This window comes from Caulobacter sp. P4_E5, from assembly GCF_056401555.1.
Genome location: NZ_JBFUJD010000007.1, coordinates 30,651 through 52,401, shown reverse-complemented (window position 1 = coordinate 52,401; position 21,751 = coordinate 30,651). Strand labels below are relative to the sequence as shown.

Sequence of the window (21,751 nt, the reverse complement as noted above, 5' to 3'; positions counted from 1 at the left end):
TCCCGGGCCCTTTTTCCTCAAGAGTCCCCCCGATGACCAAGGCCCAGGAGCGCGCCGCCGAGATCGCCGCCCAGGTTCTTTGCGCCTATCTCAGCCGCAACACCGTCTCGCCGGACGATCTGCCAAGCCTTTCGGCCCGCACCTACGCCGCGCTCGAAGCGGCGCTCGTATCCGGTGCGGGCGGAGCGCCTATCAGAGCCCTCACCGCCGAAGAGATCGCCGCCAGCGTCAGCCACGACGCCATCGTCAGCTTCGAGAATGGCCGGCGCTATCGCTCGCTGCGCCGCCATCTGAAGCAGCTGGGCCTGACCGACGAGCAGTACCGCGCCAAATGGGGACTGCCGGACACCTATCCGCTGGTGGCGCGCAGTTTCTCGGACCTTCGCTCGAACGCCGCGCGGGGCCAGCGGTTCGGCGCCCTGGGTCCCGCGGTCGTCGGCGGACGATGACCGTTCCCGGGCTTCCGCTTGGAAGCGCCCCTGATCTCCAAGAGGTCGGGGCGCTCCCTAGCGGTCAGAACCGCGCGTCGAGACGCACGTAGGATTGCCGTCCGAACGGATCGGCCACCGAGCTGAGATAGCCCGTGTACTTGGCGCTGGGCGCGGCGCGGTCGAAGACGTTGATCGCCCCCAGGGTCACCCGATAGCGCTCGTCCTCGCCGAACGCGTAGGCGTACTGCAGGTCCAGCACCGTCCAGGACTTCACCCGCGCCGCCGTCGTCGCGGTCACCGAGATCGCGTAGTCGTCGACCACGCCCGAGACGTAGCGCACGGTGGCGCTGGCGAAGTGCGGTCCCATCGACCAGTCGATCGAGGACAGGTTGCGGTACTTGGGCGCCGCCGCCGCCGTGGAGGGCGAAGTGGTGGTGTTGTTGCGCCGTTCCACCCCGTCATAGACCCGCGAGCCGGTGTCGATGTCGTACTTCAGCAGGTAGCTGAGGTTGTCGCGCAGGGTGAAGGTGCTGTCGCCCCAGTCGAACGACCAGCTGCCCGCGATGTCGAGACCCGAGGTCTGGGTGCCGCTCTTGGCGTTGTAGCTGGTGACATAGACCGTCTGGGCGACGCCGCTCTGGTCGCGGACCACCTGCGGCCCGTTGGGCGCGGCGTTGATCACCGCCTGGCCATTCTGCACGGCGATCTGGTTGTCGTACTTGAAGGCCCACCAGTCCAGCGACAGCGAGGCGCGGCGGACCGGCAGCCAGGTGACGCCGAGATTGCGCACCTTGGAGGTCTGCGGCTTGAGGTCGGCGTTGCCGATCGTCGTCACCGTCCGGAAGTTGGTGGTGCCCAGCACCGGGTCGGTGATGTTGACGACGTTGTTGCTGATCGGTCCGCTGGTGGCGTTCTCCAGGCCCGGCGCCTGGAAGGCCGTGCTGGCCGAGGCGCGCAGGGACAGGCTCTCGACCGGCCGCCAGATCAGCGAGGCCTTGGGGTTGGTGGTCTTGAAGCCCCCGTAGTCCTCATGGCGCACCGCCAGGTCCAGGTTCAGTCCTTCGACGATCGGCAGGTTCCACTCGGTGAACACGCTCTTGATCGTGCGGTCGGCGTCGCGGTCCACCGAGGGTCCGCCGAACGCGGCGTAGCCGCTGCGCAGCAGGTCGGAATAGTGGATCGACTCCGCTTCTCGCCGCCACTGCAGGCCGACGGCGCCGGAGATGTCGCCGCCCGGCAGGCGCAGTTTTCCCAGCGTTCCGTCCAGCACCAGGTCGGCGATCTCCATGTCGCGCACCGCCCGGGTGAACACCTCGGACTGGATGTTGAACAGGACGGCCGGGTTGTTGGTCTGGTTGTCCTTGGCGAAGGGGCTCAGATAGTAGCAGTTCCCCTGCCCGGCGACGGCGCCGACACCCGGGCCGTTCCAGCGATAGTTGCAGTTCTGGCCGCCGTAGCCGTTCAGGGCGGCCTGGAACAGGTTCATGTCGGTGTCGTGGTCGCGGAAGACGTTGCTGGACCACGACGAGGTCAGGGTGGCGGCATAGTTCCAGCCGCCCAGCAGCGGGCCCTTGGCGCCCAGGACGTTGTGGAACTGGTTCGCCTCGTTGCGCTGGACATTGTAGTTCAGCCCCGCCAGGCCCTGCGAGCCGATCGGCCGGCCGACATAGTAGACGGGCACGCCGAACGGATTGCCCGGGTTCGAGGCGGGCACGACCGGCGGCGTCGCGCCGTTGTGGTTCTGGGCATAGGACGGCACGCCGTAGCGCTGCGAGTCCTGGTGATAGATCGCCGACTCCAGAAACAGCGTGTGCTCGTCGGTGAGGTCATACTGGCCCTCGAGGTGGATCAGGCCGCTCTGGCTGGCGCCACGGATCGGGTTCTGGGCCTGGAAGCTGAACGCGCACGAGCCGATGGCGTAGCCGGGTCCCGCGGCCGACGGCGTGAAGACGCTCTTGGTCACCGCCGAACCGCAGTTGGGATCGACCACGGCCAGCGTGCCCGCGCCGTTCCTGTAGGTGTCGTAGAGGGTCGAATAGTTGACCCCGCCGATCACCACGTCGCCGCCCGCGGCGGTGCGCGGCCGCGCGGTCAGGGTGAAGGATCCCGGGTTCGCGCCGGCGCCGGACGAGGCGTTGAAGATGTTGGTCACCGCCCGGTCGGCGTTCTGCAGCCGCTCGATGTCGGTGTACGAGGCCGAGGCCACCAGGCGCGAACGCTCGCCCTTGGCGCCCCACATCGCCTGGACCTGCCAGGCCGGGGAGTCGGCGATGTGCGTGTACTGGGCGCTGGTCTTGAAGCCTTCGAAGCGGCCGTCGGTGATGATGTTGAAGACGCCGGCCACGGCGTCCGCGCCATAGGTGGCCGAGGCGCCGTCCAGCACCGTCTCGACCCGGGCGACGGCGATCGGCGGCGTCAGGCTGTTGAGGTTGACATAGCCGTCGGACTTCACGACCCGGCGGCCGTTCATCAGCACCAGGGTCGCGCCCGAACCCAGGCCGCGCAGGTTGGCCGAGCGGGTGTCCTTGCTGTCCTGGCCGCCCTTGGCCAGGTCCTGGACGCCGCCCATGCTGCCGATGTTCTGCGGCACGTAGCGCAGCAGATCGCCGATCGAGACGACGCCGGTCTTGGTCAGGGCCTTCTGGTCGACCGAGACGATCGGCGAGGCCATGTCTTCCTGTTTGACGTTGCGCAGGAAGCTGCCGGTGACGATCACCGCGTCGACCTGGGTGGTCTCCGAAGCTTGCTGGGCGCGGGCGCCGCCCGCCAGCAGGGCCGCGGCCGAAACGCCGCCCAGGCTGGCGAGCAGCCAGCGGCGCTGGTTGGAATTGTGCATGATGGATCCCTCCCCTTGTTCTTATTTCGGCGCAGGACGCCGTACGGTCGCGAGCCCTCGCGACCGGTGATGCAGAGACGTTGTGCGAGCTTGGGCGGCGGCCCGTTAGGCGCGTGGCCGCTAGGTCAGAATGTGATCCACTCTGATGTTTCCTCCTGTCGCCGGTTCACTTTCGCCAGCGTGTGAAATCGTTGTTACGCGATAAGCCGAACCCTAGGGAAATGGCATTTCCTGATCGATTGATCAGTCGTCGTTATGAATAGTCCCGCCCTCAATCCGGCAGCCGGACGACGCCGGTCTGGACCGTGATCCGGTCGCGGAAGGCGGCCTCCAGCGCGATGGGCGGGAGGTTGTCCAGGGTCACCGGCGGGGCGGCGCCGGGCGCGCCGCCCCTGGGGCGCGTGCGCACGATCTGGCTGGGCGGCAGGGCCTGGCCCGTCGTCAGATGGGTCCACATCAGGTCCAGCGCCCGCAGCGTATAGTAGGCCAGCGGCACGAACCGCGTGTCGAACCCGGGCCCGGCGAAGCCGAAGTGCTCGGCGTTCTCCACCTCGATGTAGCGCAGCTGGCTCTTGCCGCCTTCTCGCAGGCTGTTGGCCGCCAGGTACGGCCGCGAGCTGAAAGCCGGCGGCACCCGATTGTCGGCCCGCCCGTGGACGATGATCGCCGGCTTGCCATGCAGGTCGCCGCTGGCGAGGAATTCGGCGATCCCGGCCTGGACGCGGCGAGCCTTGGCCGAACGCCCGACCGCCAGCTCGCGCAGGCAGCGCGCCCCGTCCAGATTGTAGTCGGCGCGGCCGGTGCTGGGCGAGACGGACAGGTCGTTGCGGCGCGGCCCGCGCGGGTCGTTGTCATTGACCAGGTCGATGCTGCCGGTCGGCGCGCCGCCGGCCGCCTTGGCGAAGATCTCGGCGATCTCGGCCGGCGGAACCGCCCTGGGCTTTCCCTCGCCGTCGACCGAGGCGTAGCTGTAGCCACAGATCCGATCCTCGACGCCGAACCGGCCGTGGTCGCTGGCGTATTTGGCCGCCGTGGCGTCCGGACCGATCAGGTAGCCGGCGGCGTTCAGCACTTCCGTCTCGGGATCGAAACCATAGGCCAGCAGCCGGTCCTGGGCCTCGCGCGCCTGGGCCTCCAGCGTCGCCGCCGTCAGCAGCCCGGCCTGGGCCAGCGAGGCGCAGCGGTCCTTGGCGTGGACCAACCTGTCGACCAGCGGGGCTTCGGGCATGGCCAGGGCCGCGCACGGTTCGTAGAGGTTGGCGAAGGTGAAATAGTCCAGCAGGGTGCGGCCGCCGCCCGCCCGAACCTTGTCGCCCCGCACCACCCGCAGCGCGGGATCGGGCCGCACCTGGACCTGGGGCTCGCCGGCCACCAGGCCGTCGATCAGGCCCTCGGCGTCCTTCTCGCCCGCGTACAGCGTCGCGCCGCCGCCGTTCGAGCCGCCGGACACGATCACCAGGGTGTTCCCAGCCGTCCAGCCGCCGCCGTCGCGGGCGTTCAGCTGCCAGAGCGCGTAGCGGATCGCGCGCAGGACGTCGGCGCCCCACTGGCTCTCGGGATTGTGGCGGGCGTGGGCGGCCTTGAACGCGATCCGGTGCGGCCAGCGGGCCAGGAAGGCGGCCTTGGCCTTGTCCGACAGCGGGGCGGTGAAATGCGACAGCGCGCCGGCCTCGGCGGCCTTGGCCGTCGTCCCGTCGATCATGGTGACGGTGTCGCTCTCCAGGTCGTGGGCGCCCGTGCCGTGGCCCTTGTCGGTATAGACCACCGCGCAGCCGTGCTGCAGGCCCCAGAAGCCCGTCGCCCCGATGTCGTGATAGATCCCGAACGAGCCCGCCTGGGGCACGGCCAGGATGCAGCGGCGCTCGCGCGACAGCTTGGCGGGGATCTGCAGCAGGACGGCGCTTTTTCCGCCGTCTGGAGCGCGGGCATAGGCCAGGTATTCCTCGCCGGCCACGCGACCGCCGTCCGGATAGGGCTGGCCGGCAGCCGCGTCGATCGTCGGTCCGAACAGCCGTCCCCAGCCCGACCCCGTATCCATCCGGCCGGCCAGGGTCGCGCGCCGCAGCTCGGCGGTGGTCGGATGCAGCGGATCGGCATAGGGGGCCGGCTTGGCGGCCAGGCCGACCAGGTCGTCGGTGACGCCGTCGAAGGTCAGGTGGCGCAGGACGGTGATAGTCTTGGGCGTGTCCGCCGCGCGGGCCGGAACGGCCAGCAGGGTCGCTAGGGCCACGCCCCCCAGCACGGCGGCGCGCAGGCTCCGACGACCGGTCATCGCGAGGTCTCCTCCGGCGTGAGGTCCAGTTCCAACAACAGGCCGCTGAGGCACTTGCCGTGGGCGTCCAGCGCCAACGAACGGGTCACCCCGCCGCCCAGGGCGCCGTTCAGGACGAAGTTCAAGGCCAGCAGGCCCGGCAGCTCGTAGCGACGGACCTCGCCGCGCACGATGCCGCCCAGGTGGCGCTTGACGCGCTCGGGCGTCAGGACCGCCCGCACCCGCTCGTAGTCCGCCGCGTCGTAGGCGATGACCGAGATGTTCGAGACGTCGCCCTTGTCGCCGCTGCGGGCGTGGGCCAGTTCGCGGAGCTTCATCGCGCTGCCTCGTGGATCACGGCCGGCCGGACCAGGTCGCGCTCGATCAGGGTCGAGACCACCCCGACCACCGGGGTCACCAGGCGTGTGGCGCCGCCGCCGCCGGCCGGGCCGTTGGTGTAGAGGGCCTCGACCTCGCGACCGACGCGCTCGGCCTCTTCGCGGGTGAGGGTGCGGGCCACGACGCGGGCCCGCACCTCCATCGGCGCGAACGCCGAGGCCAGGTGCTCGGGCGCGACGGCGTCGACGCCGATCAGCTCGAACCGCGTCTCCTGCGGCGTCAAGCCGATCAGGCGGAAGCGCTCGGCGATGATGTCCAGGGCCAGGCGGCCGCGCGCCACCGCGCTGGAGCCGGCATAGGAGATGGCCCCCTCGCCGATGAAGCCTTCCTTGCGGCCCAGCGACACCTTCAGCTGCGCGGGACGCGGCCCGCCGCCGCCGCCGCGCACCGCCACCCGGTCGGGGCCGACCTGCTCGAACGCCACGGTCGAGAAGTCGGCGGTCACGTCGGGGGTCAGGTAGCGGGCTGGATCATGCAGTTCGTAGAGCAGCTGCTCGGTGCAGGTGGCGACGTCGACGCGGCCGCCGGAGCCCTCGACCTTGGTGATCACCGCCGAGCCGTCGGCGGACACCTCGGCCAGCGGAAAGCCCAGGCGCGCCAGGTCCGGCACCATCTTGACGTCGGGATCGGCGAAATAGCCGCCGGTGACCTGGCCGGCGCATTCCAGCAGGTGGCCGACCACGGTGCCGCGGCCCAGCCGCTGCCAGTCGTCCAGCGCCCAGCCGAACTCGTGGACCAGCGGGGCCAGGAACAGCGACGGGTCGGCGACCCGCCCGGTGACGATGACCTGGGCGCCGTGGGCCAAGGCCTCGACGATCGCCTCGCAGCCCAGATAGGCGTTGGCCGAGATCAGGGCGTCGCCCAGACCTGCCACGTCGCCGCCGATCTCGAGCAGGGGGCGCAAGGAGCCGGCCATGACGTCCAGCACGTCGTCGCCGACCACGGCCGCGACCTTCAGGCCGGGCAGCCCCATCTCGTCGGCCAGCGCGGCGATCCGGCGCGCCGCCGCCACCGGATTGGCCGCGCCCATGTTGGAGACGACCCGGACGCTCTTCTCGACGCACAGCGGCAGGACGGCGCGCATCCGCGCTTCCAGCAGCGGGTCGTAGCCGGCGCTGGGGTCACCCAGGCGGGTGCGCTGGGCCAGGGCGATGGTGCGCTCGGCCAGGCACTCGAACACCAGGTAGTCGAGCCGTCCCTCGCGGACCAGTTCGACGGCCGGCTCGATGCGGTCGCCCGCGAAGCCGGCCCCGGCGCCGATGCGCACCACGCGGGAGGAAGGAGAAGACGTCAAAGCGGAAACAGCCCCAGCAGAAGGCAAGCCAGCGCCATGACCAGCGACGCGGCGTACAGGAATGGGAACGAAAACTTCTGGTGCGCCGACAGCTCGACACCGGCCAGGCCGGCCACCAGGAAGGTGGCGGGGGTCAGCGGGCTGACGGGGAAGCCGGCGGTCATCTGGCCGACCAGCGCGGCCTGGGCCACCTGGATCGGCTCGCCGCCCAGGCGCGCATGGGTCTCGGCGATCACCGGCAGGACGCCGAAATAGAAGGAGTCCGGATCGAAGACCATGCTCAGCGGCATGGCCACCAGGGACAGCACGAACGGGATGTGCCGGCCGCCCTCGGGATGGACATGCTGGACGACCGCGTCGGCCATGGCCTTCAGGAAGCCGCCGCCGCCCATGATCCCGGTGAACGCGCCCGCCGCGATTAGCACCGAGGCCATCAGCAGCGCCGAGCGCGCGTGGGCGTCGATCCGCGCGCGCTGGTCGGCGACCTTGGGATAGTTGACCAGCAGCGCCACGGCGAAGGCGATCATGAACACCACCGCCGGCGGCGCCAGCCCCGCGACCAGCGCGCCCATGGCGCACAGGGTCAGCAGCAGGTTCAGCCAGAACAGCCCGGGCCGCGCCAGGCCCGCCTGGGTCAGCGCCTCGGCCACCGGTTCGGCCGCCGTCGCGCCTTCGTCGGCGTCCAGCAACGCCAGGCGACGCTCCTCGCGCTTGCCCAGCCACCAGCTGACGGCGAACACGAAGGCGAGGCCGGCGATCTGGACGCCGATCATCGGGCGGAAGATGTCCAGCACCGGCACGTGTAACGCCGAGGCGGCTCGAACGGTGGGCCCGGTCCAAGGCAGGAAGTTCACCCCCGCCGCCAGCGAGGCCACGCAGGCCAGCACCCGGCGGTCCATGCCCAGGCTGTCATAGACCGGGCGCATGGCCGGGATGGCGACCAGGAAGCAGACCGCCCCCGAGCCATCCAGATGGATCAGCAGGGCCAGCAGCGCGGTGCCGACGGTGATGCGGCTGGGCTTGCGTCCGACGGTCTTGAGGATGCGCGAGACGATCGGGTCCAAGAGGCCGGCGTCGGTCATCACGCCGAAGAACAGGATGGCGAACACGAACATCGCCGCGACCGGCGCGATCTTGGCCACGCCCTCGACCATCAGGGCCGGCGCGTGGCCGCCCTGCCCCGCCGCGATCGCCGCCGCCAGCGGAACCAGGATCAGCGCCGCCACGGGCGAAGCGCGGTTCGACAGGATCGCCGCCGTCAAGGCGATGATCGCCGCCGCGCCAATCAGAGCGAGCATGGTGAGCGTTTCTTCCGGGCCGCCGTTATCGGCTTGTCCGCGCCATATGCCGGCCCTCTCGCCTCCAGCACAAAGCGGAAGATTTGATGGATTGATAGCCGGAACGAATTAATGCCGGCGAGCAGCGCTATGGCTGCTGGCAAACACTATCGATGAAGGCCTGGACCACGGGCCGCGCCGGTGAGTTCCGGCGACGCAGCAAGACGATGGTTCGGGTGAAGGCGGGGTCGTCGATGGGGCGAGCCGCGATCCTGGCCTGGGTGCGGATCTCCACCGCCGTCGACGGCAGAATGGCGACGCCGAGCCCCGCCCGGACCAGGGCGACGGCGGTCGTCATGTAGCGGACCTGGCAGGCCGGCGTCGCCGTCTTGCCGGCCGCGATGAACGCCGCGTCCACCAGGTCGCGCACGCTGCTGCCGCGGTTCATCAGGATCAAGGGATAGGCCGCCAGCGTCTCGACGGTGACGTCGGCCACGTCGGCGATGGGGTGGCCCTCGGGATAGACCACGGTCAGGGCGTCGTCGAACAGCTTGACCTGCTCAAGGTCGGCGGCGTCGGCGTCGGCCATGGCGATGCCGAAGTCCACCCGGTCCTCGCGCACCAGCGTGGCGATCGCGCTGTTCAGCGCGTCCTCGACCTCGAAGGTGACGTTGGAATGGTCCAGCTGGAAGCGCGCGATCAGGTCCGGCAACAGGGTCGCCGCGCACGACGGCAGGCAGGCCAGGCGCACCACGCCCTTGGCCCGCGAGACGAAGTCGCGGGCGTTGACAACCGCGCCCTCGAACTCGGTCACCAGGCGCAGGAAGATCGGCAGCAGTTCACGGCCGACATGGGTCAGCTCGACCGACCGCGTGCTGCGGTCGAACAGGCGCAGGCCCAGGGAGTCCTCGAACTGCCGGATGCGGTTGGTCAGCGCCGGTTGCGACAGGCCCAGCACTTCGGCCGCGCGCGTGAAGCTGCTGGTCGAGGCCACGGTCACGAAGGCGCGGATCTGCCCCAGCGTTATGTGCATGGCTTGCCCTCCAGCCTCCCGAAGCGGGACACACTCGTGTCGGTGCACATCGGAAACCGTCAGCGACGGCTCTCGCATTGTAAGCGTTGGTATATGAGAAGCGCTGACGTCCTGACTAGAACGAAGCTTGGCTTCTGGCGCAGAGCGTCCCATCCCTCACGCCCGACTTTCGACGCCGGGTAAGGGGCGAAGCTGTGGCACGAGGCCGCGACGCCCGGCAGGCAGTTCAGTATGAACTACTGGTCAAGCAGGTTCACGGCCTTTCTCACAGCAGTCACTCGGGCATCACTCTGGCCCAGGTCCCAATATCTGGTGTGGCTGAACGACGTCGCTTGGCGATCGATCTGAGCCAGATTGACGTCCGTGACGGCAGGACCAAAGTGGGTCGCCAGAGGGCCGCTGATAACGTCGCCCTGGAAGACGAGACGTGACGGATCAAAAACGTTGGTCCAGCGCACCGCCGCGAAGGGTGCAGCATGATGTAATATCCAGCTCTTCGGCGCCTTGCCGGGATAGGCCATCAACTTGCCGTCGCCCTGACCCGGCGCGACCAAGCGTGCTGAAATGGCTTTGGCCTTGACCTTGGCGTCCAAGGACTCGCGGACCGGCGGACAACACGGCAGCTCGCGTCCCGTCTGCCGACGGCTAAGGTCGGCGTCGTCCTTGGCCAGCAGGAATTCCGCGTGGGTCAGGGGGCTGCCCAAGGTGACCAGATCACTGATGAGCCAGCGGCGCCGAGGGACGTCGGCGCGTGTTGTCCGGGTCCACAGCTGGCGCCGAAACTCGGTTTGCGCGGCGATGAACGCCGATCGGGTTGCGGAACTCTGGGCGCCCCCGAGAGTGGCGGCTGCGCCTTCGACCTTCCTGAAGGCTTCGAAAGTGGGCGTGCCTTCCTCGACCGTGCGTGCGGCGTCTTGCTCGGCCCAGAAGTAACTTACGAGATCATACGCCAGAATCGTTCCGAGACTGTGCCCAACCACGACGACCCTGGAATAGGTCGCGTCGGCATGGAGGGCCCGCAGCAAGGCGAGACCTCGCGCCCTTACAGCGGCGCGTGCAGCGACATTGTCGGGGTCGGCGCGCGTATAGCGGACGACACGGCCAAACGTCTGGGCGGCGACCCGATGGATCGCGACCAGTAGACCTCCCGCGGCGGCCACCACCAGCGCCCGAGGCAACCAGGCGGGCATATGCGCGGTCCAGACCGCTTCGGGCACCAGGGCGAGGGCGCCCAGTCCGACGACGACGAGCGAGGCGAACCACAGGGCGAACCAGGCAGAACGTACATCCCTGGGCACCTTCGAAAGCGGCCGGAACAGCAAGTAGCGGACCCAGCCCACAAATTGATCCCAGGTGGAGCCGGCCGTCAGGTCAGCCCAGTAGAGTTCGTAGAAATCCGTGCGCACGCCACGCGGGAAGGCCTGGCTCTTCAGGCTTTCCTGGGTGGTCAGACGACGCAATTCCAGGGACCCCGTCCGCTCGTCCGGCTTACTCCAGACCGGATTGACACCCCCGCCGGCAGGGCGTGGCGCGGCTACGGAAGGGTCATGCTCCCAGAGCGTCGAGACAAAACTCTTGATGGTGTCCATCGGGATCTGTTCGCCCATTCCGTGGATCAGGACGACGGCCTGCTTGCCTGGAACGGGCGGTGCGCCGGCGGGCGCGGCGACGTCAGCCTCGCCGGTGCTCTTCAACTTGGCCATCGGATCGCCTCATGGATGACGTGAGCTAAGGATCAAGATCGGCGCTGATGGGACGCAGGGCCGAGGGCTTCGAACGCGCACTGACGTCAGCTCATAGCTGGCGCTTAGAGGGTTGCCCCAGATCACGCGGGGCTAGGCAACTGCGCAAGCGCGCATAGCTGAACCAGCAGGGCCTGATCGATCTGCGGACTGGCGTAGAGGCCACGCAACAGGCCCATCTGCTGACGCAGCAGGTCAGCGGAAGCCTGATCCGATCGATCGACATCAAACGCCGCCTTGGCAGCATGATAGCCACGCGCAAGGACCCGCACGGCATCAAACGTCGCGATCATTGCGCCGACCAGAGCTTGGTATGGACCTGTACGGAATCTGGTCAGTTCGTTTCCGACACGCACGCGTCGATCGATCAGGTGCTGCGCCCCGGGCGCGAGGCGAAGATCCGCGTCGATCTCCAGCATGTGAGTCATCACGCCTCGGAGAAGAACCGCTCTTTCAGCGCGCGCCGCCACCAGCTCATGGCGATCCAGACCGCAGACCGCGATCGTCGTCAGTCCGCGGGGGTGGGCCGCCTCCTGGGGCGTCGCGGCCGGCTCAACGAACCCCTGGCAGAAGAACCGCAGGTGATCTCCCGGTTCTGGGGCGGGGGCCGGCGCCGACGGGTCGAGAAGCAGCGGGACTTCGGCGTTCACAGCGCTGGGCGTCGCGGCCCTTAGTGTGCCGGTCGCGAGGGGGAATTTGTTCGCCTTACCGGACTTGCTCGCGCGCAACACATCCTGACGCGTGCTGCGAAGCTGTCCTCGCTCGCGGTTGCAGTCCCCGCATGACGGCAACAGGTTCTCCCAATCGGCCGCTAACCAATAATAGCCTGGCTTACGGATGACGCCGTCGTCATCCAGGTAGCCCTGCTTGGGGCGATAGTGTTCAACGTCCATGGGGCCGGTTACGGCATAGACGCTTTCGCAATAGGCGCAGCGGTTGCCGAACAGGTCCGACAAGGCTGCCTTCACCGGCAAGGCCCGGTAGCAGGAAAATTTGGGCGGCTTGGTGGGCTTTGGGGGGAGTGGGTCCAGGTCTGGCGCGATATCGCCATAGAACCACAGCGCATGTTCTCGCTCGGTGAGACCATTGGCGCCCCGCCGGTTCAGCGCCGCTATGGCCTCCGCCGAGAGTGATCGGGCGACCCGTATCATGTCGCGACGGCGACCGGCTCGGACGCTTCCCAAAGCGATTTCAGCTCGGCGTCGAGTTCAAGCGCCTGACGACTGCGATCTTTCTCGACCCCGGCCCGTTGGGCGACGAAACGGTCGATGGCGTCAAGCATCAGGCGTTCCCGTTCCGTATTGCCTAGGTCCTGTCTTTGATTGATCTGATCGCGGAGCGCGGCGGCTTCCTGATCCTCGGCGGCCGTGCGTCGTGTCTTGCGCAGTAGAAGCTGGTAGCGATCGAACAGCACCTGCAGATCAGGGTCCAAGGTGCTGCCCAAACCGAAGTGCTCGGAGGTGAGGATCTGGTCGATCCTCAGGCCGGAGATCGACGGCAGATCCTGGACCAACTGAATAGTTCCCTTCGGGCCGCGACGCAGCAAGGACACCTCGCCATCCCGCAGGCCCCGCAGACAGAGCGGCTCGTGGGTCGTGGCGATAACCTGGATGCTTGGGAGGATCTCGCGGATGCCCCGCACGAAACGCAGTTTCCATGAGGGATGAAGATGGTTGCCCACCTCGTCGATCAGGACCAGGCCTTGGGCGAGTTCGGGCGCCTTCCAGGCCGGCAGCACCACTTCAAGAATGTCCGCAATCAGGGCGATCACAGTCTGGTAGCCGTCGCAAAGGCGCTTGAGGGGCACAAAGCCGCTTTTCTCATCCAGACCAACCTCGTCGTCGCGGCGCACCAAGGTCTGTCGAGCGGTGAGACTGAGGGCAATGCGGATCGCGCGGGCCGCGTATTCGAAGGTTTCGCGATCGGCCTTGGCGAGCCATCGCTGGGCGTCGACCAACGGCGCGAAGGGATCGAAAAGATTGTCGATCCGGGCATAGTCGGCGCCGTCGCGCGTCAGCTTGGGCTTACGGGGAAGCAGGCGCGTGGAGCCGTAGGCGAGCACCATCTGCTGCGCGCCACGCCCCCAGCGTTCGACGCGACCATCGGGATAGATGCGAAGCCGACGCGGCTCGGTGGCCCCGCTCAGCGTCACGGACACCTCTCCAAACTGGGCGCCTTGGCGCACCATAAGACCGAGGTCCAAATCGTAGGCTTTGACGACACGATCGAAATAGTGATCGCCGACCAAGGCCAGTGCGATGGCCTGGAGCACCGTGCTCTTGCCGGTCGAGTTGTCACCCAGGAGCATCAACCAGGGCGCCTGCTCGCCGCGGTCCGCGATGGTAAAGCTCAGACGCCCGATAGCGCGCAGATTTTGAACGCTGACGGTTTCAACACTGCGATCGCGCGCCGAAACGTAGGCGGCGATTGCTTCTGAAGAGCTATCTTCCAAGGAATAGTTTTCTTGCTCGCGCTGGTAGGCGCTTTGCGTCGCCTTGGCCTTTCGAACGTGGGCCGGGGTGATGACCGGTGTTAAGGCGGCGTCGCTGACGCTTGAGTGACTAAGGACGCGTTCGACCTCCTCGGATCCACGGCTCCGGACCGAGGCGATCATCTGGCGACAGAGCCCGGCGTACGGCGCGTCGTCCCTACAGGCGGCCACCACTTCCTTGATCGTGTCCTCGGCTGCCCCTTCGGCCTTCATTTCGAGGAACGTAGAGATGGTGCGCAGATCGCCCTGGATCTGGGTCGCCCGGGATCGCCGCGCCAAGACCAGCCCGAGCCGGTTCAGGCCGAGGATCTCGATCGTTGCTGCGCCCCGGTGCGTAACGCCAGAGACGAGGCCATCGCTTGAGAATGCGAGATGCTCGGATACCTCGTCCGCGCAGGGATCGAGCAGCAGCGGCGCCTCGCCGAATATATCGCCTTCGACACTGGCTCTAGTCGTCTCATCCTCGAGTGGAAAGCGACCGCCCTTGCCGGCTCGAGCTAGCCCCGTTGGCGTATCTTGATTGGATAAGCGATTACAGTCGGGGCAAGATAGGTAAAGGTTGGTCCACTCATTGGCCAGCCACCAGTAGTGAAGGGGCAGGAGCTCACCGCTCGCGCCAAAGACGCCGCTTTTCGGCCGGTATGCTTCAATATCTCCGCGCTGGGTCGCGCCGATGGGGCTTTCGCAATAGGCGCATTTGCCGTGAAACAGCTGCTGTAGCGCTTCGCGCACGCTGGTGTGCCGATAGGCGGTGAAGGCGAACCCGCCTCGCTGTCGGTGACTTTCGAAATCGGCGTAATAGACCTTCGCCTTTTCGTGCTCGCGATCCGCCGGCGATTTGACGCCCCTTCGCAACACAAATGGCGCTTCCACGCGCGAACGATCGATCCGTATCACGTGTCCGACTCCCCCAAGCCGCGCCTCAAGCATAAGCCTATCGGCTCGCCACCTATGGCTGTCTTTACAACATCTGCAACAAAAGCGTTTCTTGCAAGATAGGCGGTCCAGACAGCTGACGATTTGCCGAAACGATCCGATCGCCCCGGAGTCGACGCCGATCTTTGACCCGGCGATCCCGTCCCCGGAGGTGGGCGCGGGCCGCGCTTCAAAAATGCAATTTTGAATTGACGCCAGCGCACTGAAACGTAAAGCTAAGCTTGTATAGACTTCGCCTCACTCGCTTTGCGAGAACGTGGCCGTTGCTTGGTTTGCGTGGAGTACCCCCGCGAGTGCGCGGGTCGATTAGCCGTAAGCTCCAAACCTTCTGGGACATGAGATGGCGACCTTCGAGACCCTGCTGCAGGCGGGCCGCTCACTGGCGGACGACATCGAACTGTTGAAGGCCTTTCGCGACCTCGCCACGGCATGGTGGAGGGCCGCCGCCGAGGTCGAGGACCTGCCCAGCCTGGAGGCCTTCCTCGAGCTGAGCGGCAAGGACATCGAGTCGGACGTGGCCAAGGCGGCGTTCGCCAAGCTCGATGCCGAGGCGCTCCGCGTGAAGATCGCCGGCCTGGTCGGCAAGATCGCCGGCGCCGAGGCGAAGATCCCTGAAAAGTACAAGCTTCTGCTGCGGAAGATCTCGACCTTCGACTCCGCGGGCGCTGACAGCGACCTTGGCCTGGCGGCGTGGCGCCTGATCGACAAGGAGACGCCGCTGCCCGTCGGCGACAAGTTCACCCTGGGACTCCAGACCAAGGCGAGCCTGGAGTTCGAGGCCGGCGACGCCTGGCGCTACGCCAGCGACGCCATGCCTGCGCCGCTTTTGCGCATCAGCGCGGTCGGCGACCTGGCAGCCAAAGCGGGCGCAACCCTTCCGTTCCAGCCTTGGACCCTCGGCGCCAAGGCCGCGACCTCCGCCCACGCCGAGCTGCACTATTACTATGACGTGCGGGATCAGGATGCGCTGTTTGGCGGCGCGGTGGCCCAGCGCCTGACACAGCTGCCTAGTCCCTTCAGCTTCGAGGCGGTGTGGGACGCCTTCGCGACGACCGATCTGGCCGGGGTCATCTACAAATTCGAAGGCGCGGCCTCGGCCGAGGTCGAGGTCTCACTGGCCGACACCCTGGCGTTCGGCGCGGGCGTCGTCGGCGCACTGGGCGCGGCCGTGAAGCTCTCGGTCGACTTGCACGGCGGCTACGCGCTGTCCTTCCGCGCCGCCTCGCCCGCGCAGAGCGGCGGACGCCAGATCATCGCGACCCTGTCCCGCGTGACCGGGAAGGGGGCGAGCGCCGGCCTCTCCCTGGGGTTGGACATCGACCTGTCGTCCTTGGCGGGTCGGGTCCATGAGATCCTGCAGAAGGCGATCAACGTCTGGCAGGGCGGCCTTGAGAAGATCCAGCCCTATCTGTCGCCCGGGATCTGGGCCCAGAAGGAGGCGGGCGATCTCCTGAGCAACGCCGCCAAGGCTATCGTTGACGACGAGGCCCTGCGAGGCGCGATCGTGCGCGATCTCCAGGGCGCGCTCGGAATCGACACCAGCGACAAGTCCGCCGTGACCGCGTGGGTCGCCGGCGAGGTGTCGGGCGCGCTCGACAAGTCGGGTCTGCTGACCGCGGCGCAAGGCCAGGCCGACAAGGTCGTCGACCAGCTGGCGGGACGTCTTCCGGCCTTCGCCCAGGCGCAGTTCCGCGACCAGCTGAAGGCGGCCGTTGAGGCGCTGTCCGGCAAGGTCGAGACTGCCTTCAAGACCGAGGTCGATAAGCTGGTCGGTCAGGACGCCGCCAAGATCAAGGCGCTCGGCGTCGAGCTGAAGAAAGCCGGCGAAGCCAGCAAGGCCGTGTTCGCCAGCGCCGACGACGCCCTGGCCGGCGCCCGCAGGCTGGTCGCACGTTACGACGCCCTGTTCCGCAAGGTCGTCGCCGAGGCGGAAGACGCCGCGCGCCGCAAGGTGGCCGCCCAGGTGCTGTTCGAGGAGTCGCGAGACAGCGAGACGTCCTATCAGTTCTCCGGCGTGCTGACCGGGCGCAACGAGGGCGCGCGCGCCGTTTTCGACGCCCTGACCCGCGGCGACCTCAAGGCGCTGCTGCCGCTGTTCGATCAGCCGTCCTCGTCCGGGTTCGATCTCGATCGCGAGAAGTCGTCGATCCGACGGTTCAGCAAGAGCGAAAGCAAGCTGGGCTACGAGGTGGTTCTGTTCGGCTTCGCCATGAACGGGGCGACGCTGCTGTCGGGCGAGGCCGCCGCCTTGGCCGACGGCGCGGGCAATATCCAGATCGACACCCAGGGCCAGCTGGTCAAGCGCTTCACCGGACCAACGGAAGGGCGGGAGATCTCGTTCGTCGATGTCTACGGCCTGCGGCTCCTGCGCGCCCTGGAAGGCGCTCCGCCGTCGGTGCGGCGCGCCCTCGATGTCGGGGTCAACCTCAGCCACAAGGACCAGTCGCTTAAGCGTGGTGAGCTGGTTGGGTTCATCCAGAGCCTGGAGGATGTCGGCCTCCTGGCGGCCAACACCACCGACGAAAGCGTGAAGCAGTTCGACGCCTGGCGGATCGACGGATCGGACAAGCGCCTGGCGGCGGACCTCAACGCCAAGCTCTGGCTGACGGGCAAGGATCCGATCACGCTGTTGAAGCTGGGGCAGCGGCAGAACGGCCAACTCACCGACGTGGCGCGCCGCGCCATCGTCGAGGCGGGCATCCAGGCGCTGCTACGCGCGCACGCCGTGAAGACCAAGGACTTCAGTGAAGCGGTCAACACCGTCAACGCCGAGCTGATAGGGAATTTCGCTAAGGTTCACGGGCGGGAGCGGACCGTGGCCGAGGTGTTCCTCGACTACCCCGCGAAATGGCCGCCGGTGGGCGTCAACTGGACCACCGATGGCCAGCGCCATTTCGACTACTTCCTGCAGCAGCACGAGCGGTTGAGCAATCTGGTCGCGATGATCGACCTGATGGGCGACGTCTATGAGGCCTCGCCCGCCGATCCGAGGGACCCCAAGCCCGATCCGCATCTCTGGGACGAGCGGGAGTATCGGACCGCCCAGCGCGATATCGCCTCGACTGGCCGGAGCTGGCTCAAGCTGAACAAGAAGTACCTCTTCTGGGCTGGCAAGGATGTCCATCCGCTGACCGTGGCGCTGCTGCTGGCCATCGTCGACCTGGCCGGCGCGCCTCAGCGTCCAATGACCCTGACCATGACCTATCGTCCCAGCAACGGGCCGCCCCAAACGGTGGTCCTGGCCTAGCGGCCGCCTTCGCATCCAACAGACCAGGGGATTGTCCATGCCGAACAAGCGCCATGTCCCTTACCTGCTCGCGCTGCACCGACATCGTCCTCTGGCGATGTGGCTGCTGCTGCTGTTCGTGGTCCTGATCGCGGCGCTGAACGCCATGCGCTTGACGCCCCACTTCCAGTGGATCTGGGTCTGGACCCTGGTCTTGGTGACGGTCAGCCTGATGATCATCGGCGGGGCGGTAAACGGTCGCCTGGAGGGCGTGCTGATCGACAGCCGCAATCGAGTCAGCCTGTCGAAGTTCCAGATGGTGCTGTGGAGCGTGGTGGTGATTTCCGCGCTGATCACGGGCGCGTCTCTGAACCTCTTCCACAAGGTCGACGACCCGCTGAATATCCTGCTGCCGCCAGAACTGCTGTTCGCGATGGGCATCGCGGCGGGATCCTTCGTGGCGACGCCGACCCTGCTGGGGCTGAAGGCCGATCAGGCCGAGTCGACGACGTCGCTGGAGACCACCTCCGAGCGGCTCAACCTGTCGGCCGACGAGGCCAGCGCCACCGGTCGCCTGTTCAAGCTGACCTCTCCGCAGCTGGCGTCCTGGACCGACATGTTCCGTGGCGACGACGTCGCCAACGCGGCCTCGGCCGATCTCAGTAAGGTCCAGCAGTTCGCCATCACCCTGCTGCTGATCGGCGTCTACTGCGCCAACCTGTGGGCCGCGTTCGCCGGGAAGACCTTCCCCCAGATGCCGGTGCTGTCGGGCAGCTTCGTGACGCTGATGGGCATCAGCCACGCGTCGTACCTGGCCTACAAGGCCGCCCCGCACGGATCTCCAAAGGCCGAGGACGACGGCCGCGACCCCCGCCTGAATGCGGTCGGCTGACATGGCTGAGCAGACCTATGCCGTGAAGGCCAACCGCCTGAACCTACGCCGCGAACCGGGGTTGGAGGCGGGCATCCTGGCGACCCTCAACAAGGGGCAGACCGTCGCCGTGCAAGACGGGCTGTCCGAGGACTGGTGGAAGGTGCGCCCGACCGGGTCGCCGCTGGAAGGCTATGTCGCTCGCCGCTACCTCATCCAGCTGAGCCTGGCGCCGTCGCCCGTGCCCAGGGAGGCCAATGCGGTGCTCTGGTCGGCCACCGAAGCCCAAAAGGGTCGGGTGGCCTACAAGCTGGGCGCCAAGCACAGCAGCCAGGGGCAGATCGACTGCTCTGGCTGGGTGGCGGAAATCACGCGCGCGGCCTTCGACGCCGTCAACGCTGCGGCCAGGCCGGAAGTGGTGTTCGAGCGTTCGGACTACGGGGTGTTCGAGACCCACTCCGACGGCATCATCTCCCAGATCGAGGCGCGGACGGGCATGGCGCTGCATGGCGCAGCGGTCGTGGCCTCGGCGCTACGCGAAGGCATGCTGATCGGCTGCAACTTCGGCGAACACGAGTGGGAGAAGAACAAGCCGCCGCGGGTCTATGGCGTCGACCACATCGTACAGGTGATCCGCTCGCCCGGGACCGGTGAACTGTGGATCAGCCAGAGTTCTTCCAGTGGCCGGGGCGTGAACAGCATCCTCCTGGTCGACTGGCTCAAGGGGGTGGCGGCCTTGGCCCAGACGGGCCGGCTGCACGCGGTGGACCCCTTCTTGATGGCCGACCGCAACGGCGAGTACCTACGCCTGGTCGGTGAGACCGCCAGCCTGGAACCGCTGCCCCAGGCGCCGAGTCCCGCGCCGGTGACCCTGACCTCGGCCCCTGCGGGGCCGCCCACCGTCTCCGACGAGGCCTGGAACCTGATCGTCGAGTTCGAGACGGGCGGAAGGGCGCTCTACGAGCGAAAGTACACGCGCCCGACCTGGCCGGGCGGGAGCTCGGGCGTCACAATCGGCATCGGCCACGACCTGGCGTTCACCACACCCCAGGCCTTCGACCGCAACTGGGCCGCCTTGCCGCTGGACGCCCGCACGCGCCTGAAGGCGACGATCGGCCTGACGAAGGCGGCGGCCAAGGCGACCATCCCGAGCCTCTCCGACATCGTCGTGCCGTGGGTGGTGGCCGAGGCCGTGTTCCGGGCGGTCGACCTGCCCGCCACGATCGCCAAGACCAACGCCGCCTTGCCCAATTGCGACCTGCTGTCTGGCGACTGTTTTGGCGTGCTGGTCTCGCTGACCTTCAATCGCGGCGACGATTACACCTCGCCGCGGAAGCCGGGCGACCCCATCGATCGCCGCAAGGAAATGCGGGCCATCCGTGCGGCCATGGCGGAGAAGAACTTCGCCGTCATCCCGGCCCTGCTGCGGTCGATGATACGGATCTGGCAAGGCCAGGACGTCGAGGCGGGACTGACCCGGCGACGCGAGGCCGAGGCCGCCCTCTTCGAGAAGGGGCTGCGCGAAAGCGTCACCGTCGCGCCGTCCCTGGCCAATGCGCCGGAGGCCTCGATCGTCTCCGAGGTCGCCCAGGCGCCCACGCCGGACGAAGCGTGGAGCAACACCACCCAAGAGGAGGCGGTCGCCAAGGCCGTGGCGGCGCCCGATGACGTCGCCGAACACCAGGCCGACATCCTGGCGCGCTCGCAGGTCATCTGGGCAAGCGACGCCAAGGCCATCGACTATGCGCATCTCCAGTCGATCCAACCGCCCGGCGAACGTTTCGCCTTCCAGGCCGCCGATCTGGAGGCCCTGGCGCGGCTGAACGACTTCGTGCTCGACACCCAGACGCCGATCCTGTTCGGCCTGCGGGGCTGCGGCCTGATCCAGGCCGGCGACGGCTTCCAGGACGAGGCCATCCTGCTGGACCGCAGGCCTGACCATCAGTCGGCGCGCTGCGTGATGGGCGTATGGGATCGGGCGGCCGGCAGGATCGCCGTCTTTCCAGCTTCGACCGTGCCCAACGCCAAGGCCGTGGTGGGTTGGACCCGGACGCACGAGGCGGGCAACATTCTGCCGACGGGGCTGTATCGCTACATAACCGGCGCGCACAACGGCAAGCCCGGCTGCTTCGTCCTGCGCAAGACCGAGTCCGACCGTCGCGTCGTCGTGGTGCGGCGGTCGTCCAACGATCTGCGCTATGAGCGGACCGACATGTTCGACGTCTGCGCGCCGGGCGACAACATCCACCCCAGCTTCTACGGCGGGCCGGACAGTTTCAGCTCCGTCGGCTGCCAAGTCGTGGTTGGCTCGGCGACCCCTGGCGGCGTGCATTCTGGCCCATGGGCGAAGTTCCGCGCCGCCGCTGGCCTGCCGGCGCGGGGCGCGGCCGCCGGAACGCCCTATCTCTACATGCTCCTGACCGGCGCCGAGGCGCTGCTGGCGTCCGACCTACGCCGTCGGGGGCTGGCCGGCGACGCGCCAGAATGGCGGGCGCTGCGCCGGCTGCGATTTGGCTCGAGCGGCCAGGCGGTGTTGAACTTGCAGCAACACCTGGCCCTGTCCGGTCCCGACGGCAGTTTCGGTCCCAACACCTCGTCCTGGCTGCACAAGCTTCAGGCCGAGCGGTTCGAGGGCCGTTGCGACGGCATCTATTCGCCTTCGCTGGATGAGGATCTGGAGTGGCGGGTTCTTTGAGGTCTGGGGTGAGCCGCGCCTAGCGAGCGTAGGCGAACTCGATCTCGACCAAAGCGCCGGGGCGGAAGGAGGACTGCAGTGTCGGGACCACTTAACGCAGTCCGGATAAGGTATTGATTTTTATGAGAAGGCGCAATTCGACGACCTGAGGCCACCACTTAAGGCTGGCACCAAAAAGGATGTCGACCACTTAAGACTGACCCGAAAGCCAGATAGAGCATCCATGAACGCCGGTCAGTGGACGCTCAGCTCGTCGATTGCGTGAACGA

At 67.5% G+C, this 21,751-nt stretch carries 13 protein-coding genes; 4 read left to right on the top strand and 9 right to left on the bottom strand.

All coding sequences use genetic code 11. The features are described 5' to 3' along the window. The first annotated feature begins 32 nt into the window (after window positions 1–32). Window positions 33–449, top strand: a complete 417-nt coding sequence (locus AC1DSO_RS03815) for a Ros/MucR family transcriptional regulator (RefSeq protein WP_477067579.1) — start codon at window positions 33–35, stop codon at window positions 447–449. 64 nt (window positions 450–513) lie between these two features. Here the strand turns inward: AC1DSO_RS03815 and AC1DSO_RS03810 are convergent, their stop codons facing one another. The 9 genes from AC1DSO_RS03810 to AC1DSO_RS03770 all read right to left on the bottom strand — a co-directional run bounded on the left by AC1DSO_RS03810 (window position 514) and on the right by AC1DSO_RS03770 (window position 14,651). Next, window positions 514–3,267, bottom strand: a complete 2,754-nt coding sequence (locus AC1DSO_RS03810; RefSeq protein WP_477067578.1) for a TonB-dependent receptor domain-containing protein — start codon at window positions 3,265–3,267, stop codon at window positions 514–516. Between the two features lie 271 nt (window positions 3,268–3,538). Then, window positions 3,539–5,539: a 3-hydroxybutyrate oligomer hydrolase family protein gene (locus AC1DSO_RS03805; protein ID WP_477067577.1), complete on the bottom strand. Its 2,001-nt coding sequence runs from the start codon at window positions 5,537–5,539 to the stop codon at window positions 3,539–3,541. Continuing rightward, window positions 5,536–5,856 (bottom strand): AtuA-related protein, encoded by a 321-nt coding sequence (locus tag AC1DSO_RS03800; protein ID WP_477067576.1) that lies wholly within the window; start codon window positions 5,854–5,856, stop codon window positions 5,536–5,538. The genes AC1DSO_RS03805 and AC1DSO_RS03800 overlap by 4 nt, the downstream gene beginning before the upstream one ends. Continuing rightward, window positions 5,853–7,211 carry an acyclic terpene utilization AtuA family protein gene (locus AC1DSO_RS03795; protein ID WP_477067575.1) on the bottom strand — a complete coding sequence of 453 codons (1,359 nt, stop codon included), beginning with the start codon at window positions 7,209–7,211 and terminating at the stop codon, window positions 5,853–5,855. Before AC1DSO_RS03795 ends, AC1DSO_RS03800 begins: the two co-directional genes overlap by 4 nt. Further along, on the bottom strand, window positions 7,208–8,509 hold the full coding sequence (locus AC1DSO_RS03790; protein ID WP_477067574.1) for a CitMHS family transporter: 1,302 nt from the start codon (window positions 8,507–8,509) through the stop codon (window positions 7,208–7,210). The genes AC1DSO_RS03795 and AC1DSO_RS03790 overlap by 4 nt, the downstream gene beginning before the upstream one ends. A gap of 127 nt (window positions 8,510–8,636) precedes the next feature. Beyond that, a complete protein-coding gene (locus AC1DSO_RS03785) occupies window positions 8,637–9,521 on the bottom strand; it encodes a LysR family transcriptional regulator (protein WP_477067573.1) in 885 nt (294 codons plus the stop codon). Window positions 9,522–9,757: 236 nt separating this feature from the next. Continuing rightward, window positions 9,758–11,224, bottom strand: a complete 1,467-nt coding sequence (locus AC1DSO_RS03780) for a hypothetical protein (RefSeq protein ID WP_477067572.1) — start codon at window positions 11,222–11,224, stop codon at window positions 9,758–9,760. A 122-nt stretch (window positions 11,225–11,346) separates the two neighbouring features. Beyond that, on the bottom strand, window positions 11,347–12,219 hold the full coding sequence (locus AC1DSO_RS03775) for an HNH endonuclease family protein (RefSeq protein WP_477067571.1): 873 nt from the start codon (window positions 12,217–12,219) through the stop codon (window positions 11,347–11,349). Between the two features lie 191 nt (window positions 12,220–12,410). Then, window positions 12,411–14,651: an AAA family ATPase gene (locus tag AC1DSO_RS03770; RefSeq protein ID WP_477067570.1), complete on the bottom strand. Its 2,241-nt coding sequence runs from the start codon at window positions 14,649–14,651 to the stop codon at window positions 12,411–12,413. A gap of 379 nt (window positions 14,652–15,030) precedes the next feature. On the opposite strand from AC1DSO_RS03770, the gene AC1DSO_RS03765 reads away from it, so the two are divergent. The 3 genes from AC1DSO_RS03765 to AC1DSO_RS03755 are packed head-to-tail and all read left to right on the top strand — an operon-like array spanning window position 15,031 to window position 21,482. After that, window positions 15,031–17,937, top strand: a complete 2,907-nt coding sequence (locus AC1DSO_RS03765; protein ID WP_477067569.1) for a hypothetical protein — start codon at window positions 15,031–15,033, stop codon at window positions 17,935–17,937. A gap of 37 nt (window positions 17,938–17,974) precedes the next feature. Beyond that, window positions 17,975–18,808, top strand: a complete 834-nt coding sequence (locus tag AC1DSO_RS03760) for a hypothetical protein (RefSeq protein ID WP_477067568.1) — start codon at window positions 17,975–17,977, stop codon at window positions 18,806–18,808. Between the two features lies 1 nt (window position 18,809). Beyond that, complete coding sequence (locus AC1DSO_RS03755) at window positions 18,810–21,482, top strand: SH3 domain-containing protein (RefSeq protein ID WP_477067567.1); 2,673 nt, start codon at window positions 18,810–18,812, stop codon at window positions 21,480–21,482. Window positions 21,483–21,751: the final 269 nt, after the last annotated feature.